This window comes from Solitalea canadensis DSM 3403, from assembly GCF_000242635.2.
Classification (GTDB): domain Bacteria; phylum Bacteroidota; class Bacteroidia; order Sphingobacteriales; family Sphingobacteriaceae; genus Solitalea; species Solitalea canadensis.
On record NC_017770.1, the window covers coordinates 3,490,572 to 3,512,298 of the forward strand.

Annotated in this window: 19 protein-coding genes; 13 read left to right on the forward strand and 6 right to left on the reverse strand. The window is 37.0% G+C overall.

The features are described 5' to 3' along the window. Positions 1–289: 289 nt before the first annotated feature. The 5 genes from SOLCA_RS14410 (at position 290) to SOLCA_RS14430 (ending at position 4,286) form a co-directional block, all read left to right on the forward strand. Positions 290–1,168, forward strand: coding sequence for a cell division protein FtsX (locus SOLCA_RS14410; protein WP_014681198.1), 879 nt, complete (start codon positions 290–292; stop codon positions 1,166–1,168). Between the two features lie 77 nt (positions 1,169–1,245). Then, the gene (locus tag SOLCA_RS14415) at positions 1,246–1,482 is read left to right on the forward strand and encodes a DUF3098 domain-containing protein (RefSeq protein ID WP_014681199.1); all 237 of its coding nucleotides are present in this window, start codon (positions 1,246–1,248) and stop codon (positions 1,480–1,482) included. Between the two features lie 109 nt (positions 1,483–1,591). Continuing rightward, positions 1,592–2,389, forward strand: a complete 798-nt coding sequence (locus tag SOLCA_RS14420; RefSeq protein WP_014681200.1) for an undecaprenyl-diphosphate phosphatase — start codon at positions 1,592–1,594, stop codon at positions 2,387–2,389. Positions 2,390–2,562: 173 nt separating this feature from the next. After that, the gene (gene truB / locus SOLCA_RS14425) at positions 2,563–3,261 is read left to right on the forward strand and encodes a tRNA pseudouridine(55) synthase TruB (protein ID WP_042481386.1); all 699 of its coding nucleotides are present in this window, start codon (positions 2,563–2,565) and stop codon (positions 3,259–3,261) included. Positions 3,262–3,353: 92 nt separating this feature from the next. Next, a complete protein-coding gene (locus tag SOLCA_RS14430) occupies positions 3,354–4,286 on the forward strand; it encodes a bifunctional riboflavin kinase/FAD synthetase (RefSeq protein WP_014681202.1) in 933 nt (310 codons plus the stop codon). A gap of 11 nt (positions 4,287–4,297) precedes the next feature. Here SOLCA_RS14430 and SOLCA_RS14435 read toward each other — a convergent pair whose 3' ends face one another. From SOLCA_RS14435 to uvrA, 3 genes are all read right to left on the reverse strand, one after another. Next, positions 4,298–4,753, reverse strand: coding sequence for a hypothetical protein (locus SOLCA_RS14435; protein WP_014681203.1), 456 nt, complete (start codon positions 4,751–4,753; stop codon positions 4,298–4,300). A gap of 97 nt (positions 4,754–4,850) precedes the next feature. Next, a complete protein-coding gene (locus SOLCA_RS14440) occupies positions 4,851–7,061 on the reverse strand; it encodes a GH92 family glycosyl hydrolase (RefSeq protein ID WP_014681204.1) in 2,211 nt (736 codons plus the stop codon). Positions 7,062–7,647: 586 nt separating this feature from the next. Further along, positions 7,648–10,467, reverse strand: a complete 2,820-nt coding sequence (uvrA, locus tag SOLCA_RS14445; protein ID WP_014681205.1) for an excinuclease ABC subunit UvrA — start codon at positions 10,465–10,467, stop codon at positions 7,648–7,650. Between the two features lie 289 nt (positions 10,468–10,756). On the opposite strand from uvrA, the gene SOLCA_RS14450 reads away from it, so the two are divergent. Further along, positions 10,757–11,341: an RNA polymerase sigma factor gene (locus SOLCA_RS14450; RefSeq protein WP_014681206.1), complete on the forward strand. Its 585-nt coding sequence runs from the start codon at positions 10,757–10,759 to the stop codon at positions 11,339–11,341. 62 nt (positions 11,342–11,403) lie between these two features. Here the strand turns inward: SOLCA_RS14450 and SOLCA_RS14455 are convergent, their stop codons facing one another. Further along, entirely contained in the window at positions 11,404–12,180 is a 777-nt protein-coding gene (locus SOLCA_RS14455) for a class I SAM-dependent methyltransferase (RefSeq protein WP_014681207.1), read from the reverse strand. A 211-nt stretch (positions 12,181–12,391) separates the two neighbouring features. On the opposite strand from SOLCA_RS14455, the gene SOLCA_RS14460 reads away from it, so the two are divergent. The 6 genes from SOLCA_RS14460 to SOLCA_RS23235 all read left to right on the forward strand — a co-directional run bounded on the left by SOLCA_RS14460 (position 12,392) and on the right by SOLCA_RS23235 (position 19,180). Beyond that, on the forward strand, positions 12,392–13,108 hold the full coding sequence (locus SOLCA_RS14460; protein ID WP_157604577.1) for a COG3650 family protein: 717 nt from the start codon (positions 12,392–12,394) through the stop codon (positions 13,106–13,108). A 308-nt stretch (positions 13,109–13,416) separates the two neighbouring features. Next, positions 13,417–15,687 carry an aconitate hydratase gene (locus SOLCA_RS14465; protein WP_014681209.1) on the forward strand — a complete coding sequence of 757 codons (2,271 nt, stop codon included), beginning with the start codon at positions 13,417–13,419 and terminating at the stop codon, positions 15,685–15,687. Positions 15,688–15,928: 241 nt separating this feature from the next. Beyond that, entirely contained in the window at positions 15,929–16,249 is a 321-nt protein-coding gene (locus SOLCA_RS14470; protein WP_014681210.1) for a hypothetical protein, read from the forward strand. A 117-nt stretch (positions 16,250–16,366) separates the two neighbouring features. Next, positions 16,367–18,421 (forward strand): T9SS type B sorting domain-containing protein, encoded by a 2,055-nt coding sequence (locus tag SOLCA_RS23790; RefSeq protein ID WP_014681211.1) that lies wholly within the window; start codon positions 16,367–16,369, stop codon positions 18,419–18,421. A gap of 8 nt (positions 18,422–18,429) precedes the next feature. Continuing rightward, positions 18,430–18,903: a 23S rRNA (pseudouridine(1915)-N(3))-methyltransferase RlmH gene (rlmH, locus tag SOLCA_RS14480; protein ID WP_014681212.1), complete on the forward strand. Its 474-nt coding sequence runs from the start codon at positions 18,430–18,432 to the stop codon at positions 18,901–18,903. A gap of 106 nt (positions 18,904–19,009) precedes the next feature. Further along, positions 19,010–19,180 carry a hypothetical protein gene (locus SOLCA_RS23235; protein WP_014681213.1) on the forward strand — a complete coding sequence of 57 codons (171 nt, stop codon included), beginning with the start codon at positions 19,010–19,012 and terminating at the stop codon, positions 19,178–19,180. Between the two features lie 14 nt (positions 19,181–19,194). Here SOLCA_RS23235 and SOLCA_RS14485 read toward each other — a convergent pair whose 3' ends face one another. Next, positions 19,195–19,683, reverse strand: a complete 489-nt coding sequence (locus tag SOLCA_RS14485; RefSeq protein ID WP_014681214.1) for a DUF5606 family protein — start codon at positions 19,681–19,683, stop codon at positions 19,195–19,197. Between the two features lie 76 nt (positions 19,684–19,759). Beyond that, entirely contained in the window at positions 19,760–20,221 is a 462-nt protein-coding gene (locus SOLCA_RS14490) for a peptidylprolyl isomerase (RefSeq protein WP_014681215.1), read from the reverse strand. A gap of 138 nt (positions 20,222–20,359) precedes the next feature. On the opposite strand from SOLCA_RS14490, the gene SOLCA_RS14495 reads away from it, so the two are divergent. After that, positions 20,360–21,616 carry a hypothetical protein gene (locus tag SOLCA_RS14495; protein WP_014681216.1) on the forward strand — a complete coding sequence of 419 codons (1,257 nt, stop codon included), beginning with the start codon at positions 20,360–20,362 and terminating at the stop codon, positions 21,614–21,616. Positions 21,617–21,727: the final 111 nt, after the last annotated feature.

Below are 21,727 nucleotides of genomic sequence, written 5' to 3' on the forward strand. Positions count from 1 at the left end.
CAAAATACCATGTACCTATTAGGCGTTTATCAAACTGTTTATCAGCAATTTCATTTTCTTTTTTGCATGCTAATAGGGTTAATGGTATTGAAGCGAGTAATAAAAACTATATATAATTTCATTTTCATAAGTAGTATTTTCTTTGATTCAACTAAAAAACATAGCTGTTGTTACCTGAATCTTTAAAATATTCCATCCTGAGCTAATGATATATTTGCACACTTTTCATTTTTTATTTACGTTTAATTAGAGAGGTTTCCTATTTTCGCAAAACCTATACAAAATTCTTATGCAGGAGTTTGAAGAAAGCAACGTATCGAAAAGAACAAAAAGAGTTTACATCACTACTGTAATCAGTATTGCGATGGTATTATTAATGGTAGGTCTTGCCGGACTGCTAATTTTACATGTCCGCAAAATATCAGATTATGTTAAAGAGAATATCGTTGTAAACGTATACCTGAATGAAGATGCCAAGGAAGTAGATATTTTGGCGCTGCAAAAAGAAATTGAAAAAAATCCGGCTGTAAAATCTACTGTTTATGTAAGTAAAGAGTTAGCCGCTGAAAATCTTTCAAAAGATTTGGGAGAAGATTTTATTAAATTCTTAGGTTATAATCCGCTGCTTTACTCCATTGATGTTTACATGAAAGCAGATTTTGCGGATAATGCAAGTATTGATAAAGTAACCAAAGAAATTACCGGAAAGCCTATTGTTAAAGAGGTTAAGTACCAGCCATCATTAGTTGATAGCATGAATCGTAATATGAAAGCTATCAGTCTGGTTATCTTATGCTTCGGTGGCTTATTATTATTCATTGCACTAGCATTAATCAACAATACGATTCGTTTAGCTATCTATTCTCAACGTTTTCTGATCAAGAGTATGCAATTGGTTGGCGCAACCAAAAACTTCATACGTAAGCCTTTCTTAACCATGGCTATTTTGCATGGTATTTTAGCTGGCTTATTAGCTACGTTAATGGTAATGGGTGTTTTATACCTGGCACGCAATGAAATCCCTGAATTGATCGTTATGCAAGATTATGCTGAATTCGGTATTCTTTTCGCAGGACTGATCATTCTTGGAATTTTAATTTCATTGTTCAGTACCTATTTTGCTGTAACCCGTTACTTACGTCTGAAAATCGACGCTTTATACGTTTAAAACAATCACAATTAGTTATCGGATGATGAGTAATTCAATTATGACGATAACAACTAACTGATAACTTAAAAAAATTAATGAGCACTCCTTTAAAACCAACAGAAAATAAAACCGATAAGAACGTAACGTTTCTTTTTGGTCGTCAGAATTATATATTAATGCTTGCAGGCCTAGCTGTTATTATACTTGGCTTTGTTTGCATGAGCGGCACAACCGATATTATGAGCAACACCAAAATCGTAGTTGCTCCTATTTTGGTTCTGGCAGGATTTGTAATTGAATTTTTCGCGATCTTCAAAAAACCTGCTGAATAATATAGATCATGGTTCATAGATTATAGTTCATAGCTCTTTTATATTCTATGAACCATGATCTATGAACTATTTGCCCATCACCACATAACCTCCATCCCCTTCCTTACAAATGACCCTTATTCAAGCTATTATCCTTGCTATCGTTGAAGGATTAACTGAATTCTTACCTGTTTCATCTACCGGACACATGATCATTGCTTCATGGTTGATGAAAGTTCCGAACGGTGATTTTACTAAATTCTTTACGGTTGGTATTCAATTCGGAACCATACTTTCAGTGGTGGTTTTATATTTCAAACGTTTCTTTCAAACCTTAGACTTTTATTTCAAGCTATTTGTTGGTTTTATTCCTGCTGTTGTATTTGGAGTTTTATTCTCTCACCAGATTGATGCTTTGCTAGAAAGTGTATTAACGGTAGGTATTATGCTTTTAGTCGGAGGAGTAATTTTTATTCTTCTTGACAATTGGTTTAAAGCGTCTGAAAACAATCCTGATAAAGAAATTAAATATAATAATGCATTTGTTATTGGCTTGTTTCAATGTATTGCCATGATTCCTGGTGTTTCTCGCTCAGCATCGACAATCATTGGTGGTTTAACTCAAAAACTAAACCGTAAACAAGCTGCTGAATTTTCATTCTTCCTTGCCGTTCCTACTATGTTTGCAGCAACAGCAAAAAAGATGTACGACTTCTATAAAGACGGAGGCATTAACCTTAGTGGTGAAGAATGGAAGCTTTTCGGTATTGGAAACCTGGTAGGGTTTATCGTTGCAATCATCGCGATCCGCGCATTTATCGGTTACCTAACAAAACACGGTTTCAAGGTATTCGGTTGGTATCGTATCGTGGTAGGGGCTGTTATCATTATTTTTTATTTCCTTGGGTATAATCTTCAACTGATCTAAGAGAAACTACTATTGATTTTTATACTTAAGGCTGTAAAACAGAAACTAATGAATAGTTATTATCTTTGCAGCCACCGGGAAACGGATAGTGAGAACAGATGACAAATATTTCGATCGAACAACAAGAAGAATTTTCAAAGGAAAAAGGACCTGTCTCTAATACCAACAAGGATATGGAAGGTTCTTTTTTACATAATTTTGCCGAAGGAGAGGTTTTGTTGGTAAACAAACCTTACAAATGGACTTCTTTTGATGTGGTAGGCAAAATCAGAAATGCTTTTAAGCCTGCTAAGATAAAAGTGGGACATGCGGGAACTCTTGACCCTTTAGCAAAAGGTTTGTTGATCATCTGTACTGGTAAATTCACCAAAAAAATAGATGACTACCAGGCTCAGGAAAAAGAATATACCGGTACATTCGTTTTAGGAGCTACTACACCATCATACGATATGGAAACGGAGGTTGATGTTCGATATGATATCCGACACATTACACCAGCTCATATCCTTGACACCATACCACATTTTCTGGGAGAAATCGAACAGGTTGCTCCTGCTCATTCGGCCTTAAAAATCAATGGAGAACGTGCTTATGAAAAAGCTCGTCGTGGAGAAGAAGTTCAGTTAAAATCCAGAAAAGTAACCATCAGTGAATTTGAAATAACCAGAATTGACCTTCCAGAGGTTGATTTCAGAGTGGTTTGTTCAAAAGGCACTTATATTCGTTCATTAGCCAATGACTTCGGAAAGAAATTACAGAATGGTGCCTATTTATCCGCACTACGCCGCACCCGTATTGGTCAATTCTCTGTAGACAATTCATGGGAGATCATGGAACTGGTGAATAAGATTAAAAGTCAGAAGGAAATTTAAAGCCTATAGTTCATAGATCATGGTTCATAGCCGTCAGTTTAGTCCCTATGAACTATGAACCATTAACTATTATCCAAACAAGCAATTAAACAATGAACATATACAGAAGTCTTGAAGAATTTAGAACACTCGATAAACCGGTTGTAACACTTGGAACATTTGATGGTGTACATTTTGGGCATCGTAAGATTATTCAACGACTTCTGGAAGTTGCCCACACAATTGAGGGAGAAACGGTTGTATTAACATTCTTCCCTCACCCTCGCATGATTTTGCATCCGGAGGCCGATCAGCCAAAAATGATCAATACCCTGGATGAAAAAATGGATCTCTTGAAAAAAGCAGGTGTTCAGCATTTGATCGTCATTCCGTTTACACGTGATTTTTCCAACCTAACTTCGTCTGAATTTATTGAAGATATATTGGTAAAAAAGATTGGTACTAAAAAACTGGTGATCGGTTATGACCATCGTTTTGGTAAAGATCGCGAAGGTAGTTTTGAGCATTTAAAAATGTACGGACCTCAATATGGATTTGATGTGGAAGAGATTCCGGAGCAGGATGTAAATGATGTGGCTGTAAGCTCTACAAAAATAAGAGAGGCACTAATTAAAGGCGATATCGCTACCGCCAACAAATTCTTGGGTTATAACTTTTGCCTAAGTGGAAAGGTTGTTAAAGGAGATCAAATAGGCAGAACTATCGGGTTTCCTACTGCCAATCTATATGTTGAAGAGGGCTATAAGTTAGTTCCTGCAGATGGAATTTATGCTGTTAAAGTTCATATTGAAGATGACATCTTTGGAGGAATGCTTTACATTGGTCACCGACCAACCATAAACGGCATGACTCACAACATAGAAGTTAATATTTTTGACTTCGATACAGATATTTACGGAGAAGTGATCTCGTTAGAGTTCCTTGAATACCTACGAGATGATGAGAAATTTAACGGATTAGATGCATTAACCACACAATTAAAACTTGATGAGATTAATGCCAGGAAGATTTTGCAACAGATTTGATCAACACTTAATTATTTAGCCATTTTTGAGTGACTCATATAATAAGTATGAGTTTGCTTGATTGTTAGTCCTTTTGCTCCGGAAGAAATTTCTTTATATCCCATAAAGTTACCTTGCTGATCTAAGAAGCCAAGAAGACACGACATTTCTTTCTTCCCTTTTTTAAGAACGGGTTTTATTTCAACACCCAAATTTGGGAAAACCACTGTATCATTTACAGCAAGTCCACGGTCTTCGATAGCCATTCGGTACCAAAGTGTTTTTGGAGTTTCGTAAATCCTAACTGAAAAACGGAAATCATTCAGATCATCTTTGTATTTTTTCTCAAAAACGGCTATTGGCTCTTTAGATACCTCTTTTCTTTCAAGTGAAAGTTTTTCAGAATCTTCCACTTGCTTTTGAACCACTGGCTTGCAGGAGAATGTTAAAACAGATAATGTTAAATACAGGAGTAGATTGATTTTCATAAGCAGCAATTAATTCTTGCCACAAAAATAGTATCATTTCAGAAATTTAGGTGTACAATCCACATCGATTAGACTATACACCTAAAGATCTTTTTATTTATTGATTAGAAGGAGGAACATCAGTGGCAGCCACACCAAACTTTTTATTTGGAGTTTTGCCCATATTAAATACTAAAACTCCACCCTTGAGCAATTGATTATGCGTAATATAGGTTTTAGTATAAGGTTTGCCATTTAACGTTACCGACTGTATATAAACGTTCTCTTTCGAGTTATTTACTGCTTTAATCGTAAATGATTTACCACCCGCAACACTAATTTTAGCCTCATTTAACACAGGACTTCCGAATACATAAACTCCGCTCGCCGGATTAACAGGATAAATACCCATAGCACTCATAATATACCAAGCACTCATTTGTCCACAATCTTCATTACCCGACAATCCATCAGGTTTATTGCTGTACATGCTCGACATAATTTCACGAACGCGTTGTTGCGATTTCCACGACTGTCCGGCATAATTATACAAATACGCAATATGGTGACTTGGTTCGTTTCCGTGTGCATACTGACCAATGAAACCCGATACATCAGGAGATTTATTCTCACCGGTCATCTCTGAACTTACTTTGAATAATGAGTCAAGCTTAGCGGTAAATGCAGCTTTGCTTCCAAATAATTTGATTAATCCCTGTGGATCTTGTGGTACAAACCAACTGTGTTGCCATGCATTTCCCTCAATATATTGTCCGCGTTCATCATGTTCAGAATAATAAGGATCGAAATTAGAAATCCAGTTGCCATCGGATGTTCTGGCACGCATAAAACCGGTTGATTTATCGAATAGGTTTGCATAATAACCGGCACGCTCCATGTAGACTTTATAATCCTCGGTTTTGCCTAATTTCTTTGCAACCTGTGCAATACACCAATCATCATAAGCATATTCAAGCGTAATAGTCACACTCCAACCGTGCTTATCTTGTGGTAAATATTTATACTGACGATAAGCATCTGTTCCTCTAATGTTTTGCATTGAACTTTTCTTCATTGCTTCAAAAGCTTTTTCTTTATCAAAGCCTCCAAAACCTTTTAAAATAGCATCAGCAATTACCGGAACAGCATGGTATCCTGTCATACAATTGGTTTCACTGCCTACTAATGGCCATACCGGCAACAAACCAGACTGATCATAAAATGCAAGGAAAGAGTTAATAAAATCAGGAACTCTTTCTGATTGTGTAATCGTATAAAGTGGATTAGCCGCTCTAAATGTATCCCATAAAGAAAACGTAGTGTAATTGGTAAAACCTTTCGCTTGGTTTATTTGTCCGTTCGGACCTTTGTAATTACCATTTAAATCGCTGAATGTAGTTGGTGCACAGTAGGCGTGATAAAGAGCGGTATAAAATATAGTTTTGTCTTTATCAGTTCCCTGAACCGCAATTTTCGAAAGCTCTTTTTCCCAGGCTTGTTCAGCATTTTTTCGAGCTTGATCAAAATTCCATCCTTTTTCTGCATCCAAAGCCTTTACAGCTCCTTCAATATTAGCAGAAGAAATGGCCACTTTCATTAGCACTTGCTCATTATCTTGGGTTTTAAAAATAAGAGATGCTTTAATATCTTTTCCTCTTTCAGTTTTATATCCACTTGCTACACCATTTTTTGCCATTGAAAAACCAATAACTTTTTTCGATAAGCGAGCCGCGAAATAAACCCATTGATCACTCGACCAGCCCTTTGACTTGCGATAACCGACAACCGTTGAATCATTTTCTATTTTGATATAGGTTTCTACAGGAGCATCCCAGTTAATGGCAAAACCAAGATCAAAACGAATGGTTGCTATTTCTGCTGCCGGAAAAGTATAACGATGCCAACCTACATTTTTGCTGGCTGTTAATTCAACTTTAATTTTTGACTTGTCTAATAAAACTGAATAATAGCCCGGACTCGCTTTTTCATTTGCATGTGAAAACTTTTCGCGAATCTTTGCTGTATCTAAAAGACTAACAGTTGGCATAACAGAAATATCTGCAAGATCACCAATACCTGTTCCACTCAAATGTGTGTGGCTAAAGCCTGCTATTACAGAATCAGAATAATGATAGCCCGAGCACCAGTCCCAGCCTTGCGTACCATTATCAGGACTTAATTGAACCATACCAAAAGGCACAGTAGCCCCTGGATAAGTATGCCCATGCCCTCCTGTTCCAATAAAAGGGTTAACGTACTTTGTGTATTGTTGAGCAAATGAGAACTTACCAACAATCAAGAGCGCTACTAACAATGAAATTCTTCTCATACTATTGGATAAAAGATTGAATTGCTAAATGTAAGTATTTATTATATTGCATTTAAATAATATTAAAACGATTTAGCAATTAATTTTAACAACATCGTGAACTAAAAAATACGATTCTGTCAATATTGTTGATTAACATCCGATTTTCACTAGTAACGGACAGACTATCGCAATTTACATTGCAAATTTCCCTCTTAAGAGAGTAAAACGCTTAGCTATTGACAGTAGGGTCAAAAATGTCTAATTATAGCATTCAACCGTGCTTTATTTCACTTAGTCGCTTTCCGCGAGACTTACTTTTTTCATGCAGTGTTTCATTTTAAAAGTATTCAAGAATGCTTCGCATGTTTTTCTACGCTCTCGACTTAGCCGAGACTACGTACAGTTCTCCCGCAGTTTCTGCAAAAACTTAATTTATCCCTACCGAACTGAACAAGGCGGAATTGAACATATGGCAGAGTTAACGGTCATTTATTAATGCAGAGAGTGATTTTTTTAAGCGATATGGATTCCCCTTTAGGTGTTAGGGGTGTATCCATTTTTTACAAAAAAGGCGACTTGGGATAAATCCAAATCGCCTTGTTAATTATTTAAACCGTTCCTTCAGGAATTTCCCGGTATACGAATTTTCACATTTTACGAGATCTTCCGGCAAACCTTCGAACACGAGGGCCCCTCCCTTGTCGCCTCCCTCCGGACCAATATCAATAATCCAATCGGCACATTTAATCACATCCATATTATGTTCAATAACAATAATGGTATTTCCTTGTGCAATAAGTGCATCAAATGACTTCATTAATTTATTGATGTCATCAAAATGTAACCCGGTTGTTGGCTCATCAAATATAAATAGTGTATGATGCGGATTATGTCCTTTTACTAAGAATGAAGCTAACTTAATACGTTGAGCTTCACCGCCAGACAAGGTATTTGACGATTGCCCAAGCTTAACATAACCCAAACCAACATCTTGCAATGGCTGAATTTTAGTTAGGATTTTCTTATCATCAGCAAAGAATTCCAGTGCTTCATCAATACTTAAATCCAATACCTCAGCAATATCCTTCTCTTTGTACTTAACGTCTAACACATGTTGTTTAAAGCGTTTACCACCACAAGTTTCACAAGGCAGATAAATATCAGCCATGAATTGCATTTCAATTTTCACTTCCCCTTCTCCCTGGCAAGTATCGCAACGACCACCTTCTACATTAAATGAAAAAGCTGATGGTTTTAAGCCCGAAGCTTTAGCTGCAGATTGTGCTGCAAATAGATTACGGATTTCATCATAAGCTTTTACGTAGGTAACCGGATTTGAGCGGGAAGAACGGCCAATCGGATTTTGGTCGATCATCTCAATTTGCGCTACTTTCGAAATATCTCCCGAAATATTATTAAACGCTCCGCTTTGTTCTCCGGTGAAATTCCCAATTGCTTTTTGCAGCGCCGGATATAAAATACGTTTTACTAAACTGGTTTTACCGGAACCACTTACACCGGTAACGCAAGTCATGGTATGAAGAGGGAACTTTACATCTATATTTTTGAGGTTATTCTCCCGGGCTCCTTCAACTTTAATAAAATCAGACCATTTACGACGCTGTTTAGGTGTGGCAATTTCTTTCTTTCCCGAAAGATATTGTCCGGTTAAACTTGCTTTATCCTTAATGATTTCTTCGAAATTACCTTCAAAGATCAACTCTCCACCATTCACACCTGCACGCGGGCCAATATCAATCAGGTGATCGGCAGCGTGCATAATCTCCTCCTCGTGTTCAACTACTAGGACTGAATTTCCGGCATTTCGCAATGACTTTAACACTCCCACCAATCGATTAGTATCACGAGGATGCAAGCCGATACTTGGTTCATCTAAAACATATACAGAACCCACCAGGCTACTGCCTAAAGAAGTTGCCAGATTGATTCGCTGAGATTCACCGCCGGATAGCGTATTTGATAAACGGTTTAGGGTTAGATAACCCAATCCTACATCATTTAGGAAACGTAAACGATTTTGAATTTCGATCAGTAACCGTTTTGCGATCTGAGTATCGTGTTCATTTAATTGAATTTCATTAAAGAATTTAGACGCTTTTTCCAGCGGCATAAGAACAATATCCGTAATTGATTTATGAGCAATTTTTACATAGCTGGCATCTTTTCGCAAACGACTACCTTTACAATCAGGACATACCGTTTTACCACGATAACGCGATAAAATAACCCGATACTGAATTTTATAAGTCTGTGTTTCCAGATCTTTGAAAAAATCGTCTAGTCCACCAAAATACTTATTACCAGTCCAGAGTAACTCCTTTTGCTCTTCGGTTAGTTCAATATAAGGTCTATGAATAGGAAAGTCAAATTTAGCAGCATGCTTAATCAGCGTTTCATTCCACTCCTTCATTTTTTCTCCACGCCAAGGTGCAATCGCCGTTTCATAAATTGACTTTGATTTATCCGGAATAACCAAATCAGGATCAATACCAATTACATTCCCGTAGCCTTCACAGGTTTTACAAGCACCAAAAGGATTATTAAAACTGAAGAACTGTGGGGTCGGCTCCTCAAAACGCAGCTCGTCTAACTCGAAACGGTCACAGAAATGCGTTTCAACAGATTCACCCTCTTCATTAGCGTATTGCACGTAAGCATCTCCTTTACCCTCAAAAAATGCTGTTTGAACTGAATCCGAGATACGATTCAACGTATCATCTTCCCTATCGATAATAATGCGGTCCACTAAAATCCGAAGCTCTCCTTCGCGCAACGGATGATTAGCATCAATAGACTTATCATCCAAAATATCTTCAATTTTAGATACATTACTATGATAAGCTACACGCTTAAACCCTTTTTGCAATAAAACAGCTAATTCCTCTTTTAATGATCGGTTATTGTGCGGTTGCAAAGGGCAATAAATATTCACAGCCGTATCATCAGGTATTGATAATACGAAATCAGTAACGCTGGTAACTGTATCTTTTCTTACTTCACGACCCGAAACCGGAGAAATAGTTCTTCCTATGCGGGCAAAAAGAAGTTTCAGGTAATCATAAATCTCAGTTGATGTTCCAACTGTTGAGCGAGGGTTTGTTGCGTTTACCTTTTGTTCAATGGCAATTGCAGGAGCAATACCTTTAATATAGTCGACATCAGGTTTATTCATTCGCCCCATAAATTGGCGTGCATACGCAGATAAACTTTCCACGTATCTGCGCTGACCTTCGGCATATAACGTGTCAAAAGCCAGGCTCGATTTACCCGAACCCGACAAACCTGTTATCACTACCAGCTTATTTTTAGGAATTGCTACATCAATATTTTTAAGATTATGTACACGAGCTCCTTTTATGACGATATGCGATTTCGCACTTACCTCATCTATGTTCTTATTCAAAATAGAGTTTGATTATAGATAATTTTAAACCATTAGTAATCAATAGCTTTAGCTAAATAATCACTATTACCACCCGACCGTTTGATTTACTACAAAACTGCACAATTTCAAAGGGCAATAAAAATATTTTGAAGTTAAAATGGCAGATGTAACAAAAATATATTTTTGATTTTTTGAAAATAGTTGTTTATTTGTGAAAATAACCCACTAAAAAAAAAGGAGAACTATAGGCTAAAAATCTACACGACTTAAACATTTCATTAATTAAGAGTTAATTAGATAGAGGCCCATGAACTGCCATCAAGAAAGCGATCAATCCCTGATTCACTCGTACCTTATAGGTAACGAAGAAGCACTTGAGATTCTTATAACCCGTCATAAAGCTAAGATTTACACCACTATCTATTTGTTGGTAAAAGACAGTTATCTGGCTGAGGATATTTTCCAGGATACTTTTATTAAAGTTATTAATACACTTCGTGCAGGCAAATACAATGAAGAAGGTAAGTTTTTACCTTGGGTATTACGTATTGCCCATAACCTGGTAATAGACCACTTCCGTAAAGACAAGCGTACTCCAATTGTTACGACGATAGACGGTTACGATATTTTCAATGTACTTCATTTTGTAGACGAAAATGCTGAAGACCGTATTATTCGTGAACAATCGACTTCAGATCTTCGTAAATTGATATTAATGCTTCCGGAAGAACAACGTGAAGTTTTAATCATGAGACATTACGCCGATCTTAGTTTTAAGGAAATCGCCGATATTACAGAAGTAAGCATTAATACTGCTTTAGGTCGGATGCGTTATGCATTGAATAATCTTCGGAAGATGATGAGTGTAAAAGAAGAAAGCCTTAAACAATAAGCTTTTTGTCTTTTCAGTGATATATAAAGGCGTCCGGGTTTAACCGGGACGCCTTTGTTTTATTAATCATTCTCCTTTACTGCCACTATCCGAAGTCGTTTATAATCGCCGTACCACTTCCCGTTCCGGTGATTTGTTTTCCACAGCAGTTCAACAGCCGCAGCGATTACCTGCTCTGTTTCACTATCAGATAATCCTACAAAATAGTTACCGCCGAACATCTTTATCCAGTCATACATACCCGTTTCCGGATCAGCAAGTTCTGTTTCGCGATCAAAATGAGCTGCAAGCAACACTCGAAAACCAGTTTTTTCCAGTAAATAAGTGTACTCACTGAGTGATGGAAAATACCAGAAATTAATTTCAGCATTTTTTAAATATCCCTTTTCAGTCAGAACCGTTTTAATTGCATCGCATATCTGCTGAACATTACCTTTTCCACCCATTTCCAGTACGAGCTTCCCACCTCTTGTCAAATTTCTGAACATGCATATGGCAGCTTCTTCTTTATTTAAAATCCAATGAAGTGTTGCATTAGAAAAAACAGCATCGAACGGCTGGATGAATTGAAAGTTCGCGGCATCCTGCACCTCAAACAAAAGGTGAGGGAACAGTTTTTTTGCCTGTTCAACCATTGTTGATGATTTATCAATACCCACTATATCAGCACCGGATTCAGCAATTTTGGCCGTAAGATGTCCGGTTCCACAACCAATATCTAAAATCCGCATACCTGGCTCTGCTTCAAGAAGACCGAGAAGATCTTCTCCATACTTATAAACAAATGAGTGAGACTGATCATACAAGTCGGCATTCCAGATTTTTGTGGGTTGTTGCATAGTTTTAATTTTTAAAGTTGTACGTTAATTTTAATTGAGAATTAGCCCTTTATTATTGGCTTACTTCCTCATTCAACATAAAAATCAATTGTAAGATTGATTTAATGATTGGTAGATCAATGTGTTTCCGATCGGTTCATTAAAAATACGTTTGTTTCGCTACAACCTAATAGATATTTTTGATATCATTACGACAGCAAAAACACCAACCATGATTATAAAACCGAATTTAAAAAACTTAAAACCTATTGCTGCATTTGTTTTAGCAGCGTTTATTGCAATTGCATGTAAAAACGGAAAAAACACCAACCAAACAGGAGATGCTTTTGATACAATTGTGGTAAAAGGCTTGTATATTCATTCTGACAAACTTGACAGCTTAAGAGATTGTGTTGATACCTCTAAAGTATTTTATATAAAAGATGAAACCGGGACTCTTTCTCAACGATATGATAGTTTGCCGGGATTACAACATACTGATGAGGCTGTTTTGGTAGAATTAAGGGGCACTGTAGAAAAAACTAAAAATGACTCTATCGCCAAGACACTTCCACATACGCTAAAAGTGCACGGGATTCAACGCATGGAACGTAAAAACTTTCAGAACACTTGTATCCCTTATGAATTCTGGGCATTAGGTAATGAACCAAATTGGAACGTACAGATTTCTCAAGCGGAAAACCTGATTTCATTTGAAGACTTTAATTCTGAGAAAACCTATCGCTTCAATTATAAAGAGCCTAAAATAAGTAAAGATACCACCTCATGGACCTATGAAACCCGCAACACTAATGAAAGGGCAAACATTAGGGTGATTATCCGTAAGCAGGAGTGCGACGACACGATGACCGACATGAAATATAAATACAGCGCTGAAGTATTGATCAATGGTCGAAACTATAGAGGCTGTGCCATTTCATGGAAATAATTTCTTTATAAAATAGAAAGTTTAGGATGGAAAAAATTAAAACAATACGAGTAACAAATTGTCGTATTAATAGAGTCCAATCATTTCACTCTAAACTATTTAGAATATTTATAAATAAGCAAAATATGGTTTACGGATCAATTTAGAATTGATTTTTCGTAAATTCGCATTGCTTAAATTATGAAATTCGTAAAAGTCTTTAATAAAGATTTCTGAATTTCCTAAGCTATCTAAACTCTTTAATTGATGAACTTCTGCCAAACAGAAGTGCTGTTTTGTCCATTATTAATAAATAAATACTCATAAAAATGGCGTTTGACATAGAAATGATTAAAAAGGTTTATGAGCGCATGCCTGCCCGTGTTGAGGCGGCACGTAAGCTTGTAGGCCGACCGTTAACCTTAACAGAAAAAATCCTTTATTCACACTTATGGGATGGAACTCCTGCTACTGTATTTGAACGTGGAAAATCATACGTTGATTTTGCACCAGACCGTGTAGCTATGCAGGATGCAACTGCTCAGATGGCATTATTGCAGTTTATGCAAGCTGGTCGTCCTAAAGTTGCGGTTCCTTCAACTGTACACTGTGATCACCTTATTACTGCAAAAGTTGGTTCTGCTGAGGATTTACATACTGCAGAAGTTACTAACAAAGAGGTTTACGACTTTTTATCATCTGTATCAAACAAATATGGCATCGGTTTCTGGAAACCAGGAGCTGGTATCATCCACCAGGTTGTATTAGAAAACTATGCATTCCCGGGTGGTATGATGATAGGTACCGACTCACACACTGTTAATGCAGGTGGTTTAGGTATGATCGCTATCGGTGTTGGCGGTGCTGACGCTTGTGACGTTATGGCTGGCTTACCATGGGAGTTAAAATTCCCTAAATTAATCGGTGTGAAATTAACCGGTAAATTAAGTGGTTGGACCGCTCCTAAAGACGTTATTTTGAAAGTAGCCGGTATTTTAACTGTAAAAGGTGGTACTGGTTGTATCGTTGAGTATTTCGGAGAAGGTGTAACGTCAATGTCGTGTACTGGTAAAGGTACGATCGCTAATATGGGTGCTGAAATTGGTGCTACCACTTCAACATTCGGTTACGACGAATCAATGGAACGTTATTTACGTTCAACAGGGCGTGCTGACGTTGCTGAACTGGCTAATGGCGTTAAATCACATTTGACTGCAGATGCTGAGGTTTATGCAAACCCTGAAAAATATTTCGATCAGTTAATTGAGATCAATCTCGATGAATTGGAGCCACACTTAAATGGTCCTTTCACTCCAGACTTAGCTACTCCTATTTCTAAAATCAAAGAAGTTGCTGAAGCAAACGGTTGGCCAACCAAAATTGAAGTGGGATTGATCGGTTCTTGTACCAACTCTTCATACGAAGATATTTCTCGCGCTGCTTCATTAGCTAAGCAGGTAGCTGCTAAAAATCTTAAAACTAAAGCTGAGTTTACTATCACTCCAGGTTCTGAGCAAGTTCGCTATACTATCGAGCGTGATGGTTTCTTAGATACTTTTGATCAAATCGGTGCTAAAGTGTTTGCTAACGCTTGTGGTCCATGTATTGGTATGTGGGCTCGTGTGGGTGCTGAGAAACAAGAGAAAAACACAATCGTTCACTCATTCAACCGTAACTTTGCTAAACGTGCTGATGGTAACCCTAATACGTTTGCATTTGTTGCTTCTCCTGAGTTAGTAACTGCCTTAGCAATTGCCGGCGATCTTACTTTTAACCCTGCAACTGATTACCTAACAAACGAAAAAGGTGAGAAAGTTAAATTAGATGCTCCTTCTGGTGATGAATTACCTACAAAAGGCTTTGCAGTAGAAGACGCAGGATACTTAGCTCCCGCTGAAGATGGTAGCGGTGTTCAGGTAGTTGTATCTCCAACTTCTGATCGTTTACAGTTATTGGATCCATTTGCAGCTTGGGAAGGCACCGACCTAAAAGGACTTAAGCTTTTAATTAAAGCTAAAGGTAAATGTACTACTGACCATATTTCAATGGCTGGTCCTTGGTTAAAATACCGTGGTCACCTTGATAATATTTCAAACAACATGTTGATTGGTGCGGTTAACTTCTTCAATGAAAAAACCGATAATGTTAAAAACCAATTAACAGGTGAATACGGACCAGTTCCTGCTACACAACGTGCTTATAAAGCGGCCAATATTGGTTCAATCGTTGTTGGTGACGAAAACTACGGAGAAGGTTCTTCAAGAGAGCACGCAGCAATGGAGCCTCGTCACTTAGGTGTTCGTGTAGTTTTAACTAAATCATTTGCTCGTATCCACGAAACAAACCTTAAGAAACAAGGTATGTTAGGAGTAACCTTTGCAAATCCGGCAGATTATGACAAAATCCAGGAAAATGACGTTATCGATATCCTAGGTTTAACTGATTTTGCTCCTGGTAAACAATTAACAGTTGTTTTACACCATGCTGATGGTACTACTGAACAATTCCTTGTAAACCATACTTATAATGAACAACAAATTGAGTGGTTCAAAGCAGGTGGTGCATTAAATATCATTCGTAAACAAGCAGCGGCAAACTAAATAGTCGTTTCTTAAACTATTAAAAGCTGTTCTGATTACCCAGAACAGCTTTTTTATTTCCAAACTGAGGAAAATGCTCCACTTAATTATTGACTATTTATTAACTGATAAGATCAAATGTCAACCATGAGTAAATTATGGAATAAATACTGCAAGTATCAATTTTATGTATTAAATTGGTATAGTTTTATAGGGATTATAAGTATATAATCGCTCTCCATAAATTAAACTTTATAAAATTATGAAGAAATTCATTCAGTTATTCCAATACCTTACCGACCTCACAAAAAAGGGATACAATTATACATTTGAACTAAAAGAAAACGGACTCCGTTTAATTGAAAAAAATCTCTTTTTTACTCCAGAAAGCTTTACCATTAAAGAATATTATAAATTAGACGGAATTAAAGATCCTAAGGATGCTTCATTAGTTTTTGCTATCGAATCAAACGATGGCTTATTTAAAGGAGCACTAATTACAGCTTATTCTGCTTTTAACGAATTGATCTCAGCCGATCTTATTAAAAAGCTGGCCATGCATCCGCATCCAGTAAACAATTAAAATATAAATGCTCCTTTTAAAGGGGCATTTTTTTTATCCCCTCTCTTAATCCAAAATAACTTCCTAATAATCAGTAACTCATACCTGTTTTTTAAGATAAGTTTCTTAAATTAAAGTATGGCTCTCAAGTTTTACGTTACTCTATTCTTAGTGCTATTTTTACATTCTTTCTTGGTTTGTAATGCACAATCCATACCTAATGACGAGTGTGCAAATGCTACTCCTCTACTCAATATCATTAATTATTGTTCAGCAGATGGAGCATTCAACAATGCAAATGCCACACCTAGTAATGTACCACAGCCTCAGCAATGGCCCTCTATCGGAAAGGATGTATGGTTTAAATTCACTGCGGTTGCATTAGATATCAATATTACAGTTTCAGGAGATGTAAATGGGATGGGCGGAAGCCTGATAGACCCATTAATTCAGCTGTACAGCGGCAATTGTACCACTTTCAATGAGTTGTTTTCTTCTAACTTAAAAAATGGAAATGTTAGCACACTTTATAAAGGCGGATTGTCTATTGGTCAGGTTTATTATATCCGGATAAGCGCAGAAAACAACAATGATGGCACATTCAAACTATGCGCAAACAATTACAATCCTATTTTAAAAGCTGGCCAGGATTGTGGTTCTGCTTCAGTTTTATGTAATAAAGATGCTTTCACTCAAACCAATGTGGTTGGTGCAGGTTTAAACAATAGAGAGGCAGCAGGAACATGCCTTGATCCACGGCCAAATGAACCATCTGAATCAAACGCAGCCTGGTACAAATGGACAGCTGCCAATTCTGGTACTTTAACATTCACCATCACCCCTACAGTTGCTAATGATGATATAGATTGGGTATTATATGATTTTGGATTTACCGATGATTGCTCTTTGGTTAGTCCGGCAAATGCTATTAGATGCGCCGCGGGCAGCGGTGTTACTTGTGACCCATTCTACAATAAAACCGGCATGAACCTAAATTCAACAGATTTAAGGGAAGAACCTGGTTGTCCCCCCGGACAGGATGGATTTGTAAAGTATATTGACATGGAAGAAGGACATATTTATGCACTGCTCGTCAACAACTTTTCCAGTGGCAACAATGGTTTTACTATTGAATTTGGAGGAACCGGAGAATTTCAGGGGCCAGAAGCGTCCATTAAGGTAACGGCTTTAGATCCTCCTTGTGGCAAATCTCAGCGTTTTAAGTTGGAAGCTGATGTAAAAAATGGCATTTCATACAAATGGACCTTTGGTGAGGGTGCTTCAATCGACTCCAGCAACACAATTGGTCCGCATACAATAACTTATAATACTGCAGGTATAAAAACGGCTGTATTGCAAGTTTTAGGAGAGAAGGGTTGCAATGTTATTGCCTATCAAACATTTACAGTTGGACTTAAACTTCCAATACCAAAGGTTAGAACACCCAATAAAGGATTATGCGTTTTAGATACCCTTCGACTAAATGCTGATCCAATTCCAGATGCTACATACTTTTGGACTGGTCCAAATGGCTTCACTTCCAAATTACGCAGCCCTCGCTTAATCGTCAGGGGGCCACAAACATTAGGTGAATATGTATTAAGGGTTACAAGATACGGATGTGTGAGCGATCCCGTTTCCTTAGTTTTTGATGAGCTAATTACCACACCGCAAGCTGCATTTACTACAGATCCAATAATGCCTGTAAAACTGTTTCCTCCGTATACGGTAAAATTCACCAATTTATCACAAAATGCCGATTCCTATATTTGGGATTTTGGAGATGGCAGTACTTCAACAGAAATAAATCCTCAACATGTTTATGAAAAAGATGGGGTGTATAACATCACATTAACCGCATTCAACCAGAAAAGCTGCAAGAACACAATTATTCAGGGAACCATTACAATTTCATCAGAAAGCGAGATATTTGCGCCCAATGTTATTACCCCCAATGGAGATGGACTGAACGATTCGTTTCAGGTTATCATTTCTTACTTAAAGACTTATAAAATAAGTGTTTTTGACCGATGGGGGGCAAAAATTTTTGAGTCGATAAACATAGATGACCGTTGGAATGGCACTTGCAATAACAAGCCAGTACCTCCTGCCACTTATTATTATGTTATCGACGGATTTAACTTAAGTGATAAGCCTGTACAAAAGGCCGGAGCTATTACTGTGATTTATTAGTTGATTTAATGAAAATAACCCTTATCCAGATAGGTAAAACCGAAGACAAGTATTTATTGGAAGGTATTGATAAATATGAAAAACGCCTGAAACATTATATTAACTTTTCCACAGTTACTATCCCTGCTCTAAAGAACACCAAGAATCTGAATTTTGAAGAACAGAAAAAGAAAGAAGCTGAATTGATTCTAAAGAGTATTAACAATACGGATTATGTAATCTTATTGGATGAAAAAGGTAAAGTATTTACTTCTGTCCAATTCGCCGACCAATTAAATAAGCACATGAACAGAGCTGTTCAAAATCTCGTATTTATAATTGGGGGACCATACGGGTTTGATGAAAAAATATATGCCCGTGCAAATGAAAAATTAAGTTTATCCACAATGACTTTTTCGCATCAAATGGTTCGTTTGTTCTTTATAGAACAAATATATAGGGCAAACACCATTTTAAAAGGAGAACCTTATCATCACGAATAATTTTTTTAAAAATTATCCAAATATCATTGTTAATAATATTTTTTTTGATTTAATTGTAATCATGTTACTTTAAACGTTACGATGTCATTCTAAACATGATTAAACCATGAATCTAGATCTAGAAACCAAAAAAGAAGTAAGTCTGATTTTACTTTTTTTATTGTTGATTCTGACGATCACGATTAACTTTATTGATCATTGGAAAAATGATCGATTATCGTTGCCGGTGTCGACAGAACAGCAAACCACAAAAACCATTGGCACATTAAAAAATTAAAAAAAAAGCGGAAATTATTCCGCTTTTTTTGTTTTTCTGGTCTTTTTAGGAGCTGGCTCTTCAGCTACTACAGGTGCTTCTTCTACCACAGGAGCTTCAACAGGAGATTCTGCATCCGGATCTGCTTCATTCCATAAAGGAAGCACTGATAATAATTTTACCCAGCTCACAATTTTCTTAATATCTGAAACATACACACGCTCATCATCATGATCAGGTGCTACAGATTTAAAATAATCTTTTAATATTTTATTGTCAGCTTTAGGATCAGGAACAGTAGACAGGTTTTCACCCATTTTAGCCAATATACCTTTCAACTGTAAATCGTCACTCTGACCGTATACTGTAATTTCCTGTAATGCTGCTACCTTAGCATTTCCATTAATAACGGTTTTATTTTTTGCCTCGTCTAACGATTCAAGAACAAAACCAGCTTTATTCTGGCCAATTACTTTATATAATCCTGGTTTTCCCGAAACCGCAACAATTCCTCTTAAATTCATTCTTTTAGATTTTTAATACCGATAATTACCGGGGATAAATTTGAGTACTGATCAGTGGTCAATACCTGAATCCGATTTATGCTTCTATTACTTCTACTGATAAAATTTTGTCACCCTGACGGATATCATCAACAACGTCTACATTCTCAACTACTTTACCAAAACAAGTATGATTACGGTCTAAGTGAGCTGTGTTTGCACGACTGTGACAAATGAAGAACTGAGAACCTCCGGTATTACGACCAGCATGAGCCATCGATAATACACCACGATCATGATATTGGTTATCACCATCAAGCTCACAGTTAATTTGATAACCTGGACCACCAGATCCGGCTCTGAATGCAGTTGCTTCATCCTTTGAGAACGGACAGCCAGCCTGAACAACGAAATTTGGAATTACGCGGTGAAAGGTTACACCATCATAAAAGCCTTCTTTAGCTAGCTTTACAAAGTTAGCAACAGTGTTTGGAGCATCTTTTTCAAAAAATTCCACTGTCATATCACCTTTTTCGGTCTTAATTATTGCTTTAACCATTTCTAAGCGTTTGTTGAATAAATGAGGGTCAAAAGTACGAAAAAGATATTAGTAAGCATTAGCATTTAGTAGTTTCCATTGAACATCTCAAACTCTATTGTTACTTTCATTAATCACCTGCATTAGTTAAATTTGAACATGAAGAAGGCCTTTCTCACAACTCTGCTTATTTGCATCAACTTTATTTCTTTTGCTTCATCCGTGCTTATTCCTATGGACGAAGGACAGAAAAATCATTTAAAAGCGTACGGTATAGCTTATTGGGTATTAAGCAAGCAATTAACTGTTGACTGGCTGCTGAATTATAGAGGAGGAAGCTTCCTGATTCAGAATAATGAACAAATCCAAAATGAATGCCGGATAAGGGGTGTTTCCTTTGAGGTGATTCCTGATGTACAGGTTACAGCTATTCTAAAAGAAATAAGTGATCCTGAATCAAATACTGACGTGGTTAAGCTGGAGAAAATGCCCAAAATTGCCGTTTATTCTCCAAAGAATAAATTACCGTGGGACGATGCTGTAACACTGGTTCTTACTTATGCGGAGATTCCATATACAACTTTATACGACGAAGAAATTCTTAAAGGAGAATTACCTAAATATGATTGGCTGCATATGCACCATGAGGATTTTACAGGCCAATATGGTCGTTTTTATGCACAATTTAAAATGACAGCCTGGTATCAGCAGGATGTTGCATTACAGGAACGTACAGCTCAGTCATTGGGCTATAAAAAAGTTTCTGAGATGAAATTAGCTGTTGCTAAAACCATTCGCGACTTTACTGCCGGTGGAGGTTTCTTATTCTCTATGTGTTCAGGAACTGACAGCTTTGATATCGCATTAGCTGCAGAAGGTATTGATATTTGTGAATCAATGTTTGACGGGGATTCAGCCGACCCCAATGCTAATTCTAAACTTGATTATAACAAAACATTTGCCTTTCGGAATTTCAGACTTGATATGAATCCGTATAATTATGAATTTGCCGATATAGATGTACCTCCATTAAGGGCAGTTGACGAAGCGAATGATTTGTTTACACTTTTTGAATTTTCAGCAAAATGGGATGTGGTTCCAACTATGCTTACTCAAAATCATACCCGTATTATTAAGGGTTTTATGGGCCAAACAACTGCGTTTCGCAAGTCGGTTATAAAACCTGAAATTCTGATTATGGGTGAAAATAAGGGTATGAACGAAGCTCGTTATATTCATGGTGAATATGGACAAGGCACGTGGACATTTTACGGTGGGCACGATCCTGAAGATTATCGTCACCAGGTTGGTGACCCTCCTACTGACCTTAATCTTTACCCCAATTCACCAGGTTATCGGTTAATACTAAACAATGTGCTATTTCCAGCTGCTAAGAAAAAGAAGCAGAAAACGTGATGTGAGATTTGATGTGAGATGTGATATTGTCTTATTACTCATATACAGGAAAGGGTGTTCAGAAGATTATTCTGAACACCCTTTGTTTAATTGATTCGTTAAAGTTTCTTA

Bases quoted from the DNA above. Each gene is read 5' to 3' on its own strand.
- SOLCA_RS14410 (WP_014681198.1), top strand. From the start codon at position 290: ATGCAGGAGTTTGAAGAAAGCAACGTATCGAAAAGAACAAAAAGAGTT.
- SOLCA_RS14415 (WP_014681199.1), top strand. From the start codon at position 1,246: ATGAGCACTCCTTTAAAACCAACAGAAAATAAAACCGATAAGAACGTA.
- SOLCA_RS14420 (WP_014681200.1), top strand. From the start codon at position 1,592: ATGACCCTTATTCAAGCTATTATCCTTGCTATCGTTGAAGGATTAACT.
- truB (WP_042481386.1), top strand. From the start codon at position 2,563: ATGGAAGGTTCTTTTTTACATAATTTTGCCGAAGGAGAGGTTTTGTTG.
- SOLCA_RS14430 (WP_014681202.1), top strand. From the start codon at position 3,354: ATGAACATATACAGAAGTCTTGAAGAATTTAGAACACTCGATAAACCG.
- SOLCA_RS14435 (WP_014681203.1), bottom strand. From the start codon at position 4,753: ATGAAAATCAATCTACTCCTGTATTTAACATTATCTGTTTTAACATTC.
- SOLCA_RS14440 (WP_014681204.1), bottom strand. From the start codon at position 7,061: ATGAGAAGAATTTCATTGTTAGTAGCGCTCTTGATTGTTGGTAAGTTC.
- SOLCA_RS14450 (WP_014681206.1), top strand. From the start codon at position 10,757: ATGAACTGCCATCAAGAAAGCGATCAATCCCTGATTCACTCGTACCTT.
- SOLCA_RS14455 (WP_014681207.1), bottom strand. From the start codon at position 12,180: ATGCAACAACCCACAAAAATCTGGAATGCCGACTTGTATGATCAGTCT.
- SOLCA_RS14460 (WP_157604577.1), top strand. From the start codon at position 12,392: ATGATTATAAAACCGAATTTAAAAAACTTAAAACCTATTGCTGCATTT.
- SOLCA_RS14465 (WP_014681209.1), top strand. From the start codon at position 13,417: ATGGCGTTTGACATAGAAATGATTAAAAAGGTTTATGAGCGCATGCCT.
- SOLCA_RS14470 (WP_014681210.1), top strand. From the start codon at position 15,929: ATGAAGAAATTCATTCAGTTATTCCAATACCTTACCGACCTCACAAAA.
- SOLCA_RS23790 (WP_014681211.1), top strand. From the start codon at position 16,367: ATGGCTCTCAAGTTTTACGTTACTCTATTCTTAGTGCTATTTTTACAT.
- rlmH (WP_014681212.1), top strand. From the start codon at position 18,430: ATGAAAATAACCCTTATCCAGATAGGTAAAACCGAAGACAAGTATTTA.
- SOLCA_RS23235 (WP_014681213.1), top strand. From the start codon at position 19,010: ATGAATCTAGATCTAGAAACCAAAAAAGAAGTAAGTCTGATTTTACTT.
- SOLCA_RS14485 (WP_014681214.1), bottom strand. From the start codon at position 19,683: ATGAATTTAAGAGGAATTGTTGCGGTTTCGGGAAAACCAGGATTATAT.
- SOLCA_RS14490 (WP_014681215.1), bottom strand. From the start codon at position 20,221: ATGGTTAAAGCAATAATTAAGACCGAAAAAGGTGATATGACAGTGGAA.
- SOLCA_RS14495 (WP_014681216.1), top strand. From the start codon at position 20,360: ATGAAGAAGGCCTTTCTCACAACTCTGCTTATTTGCATCAACTTTATT.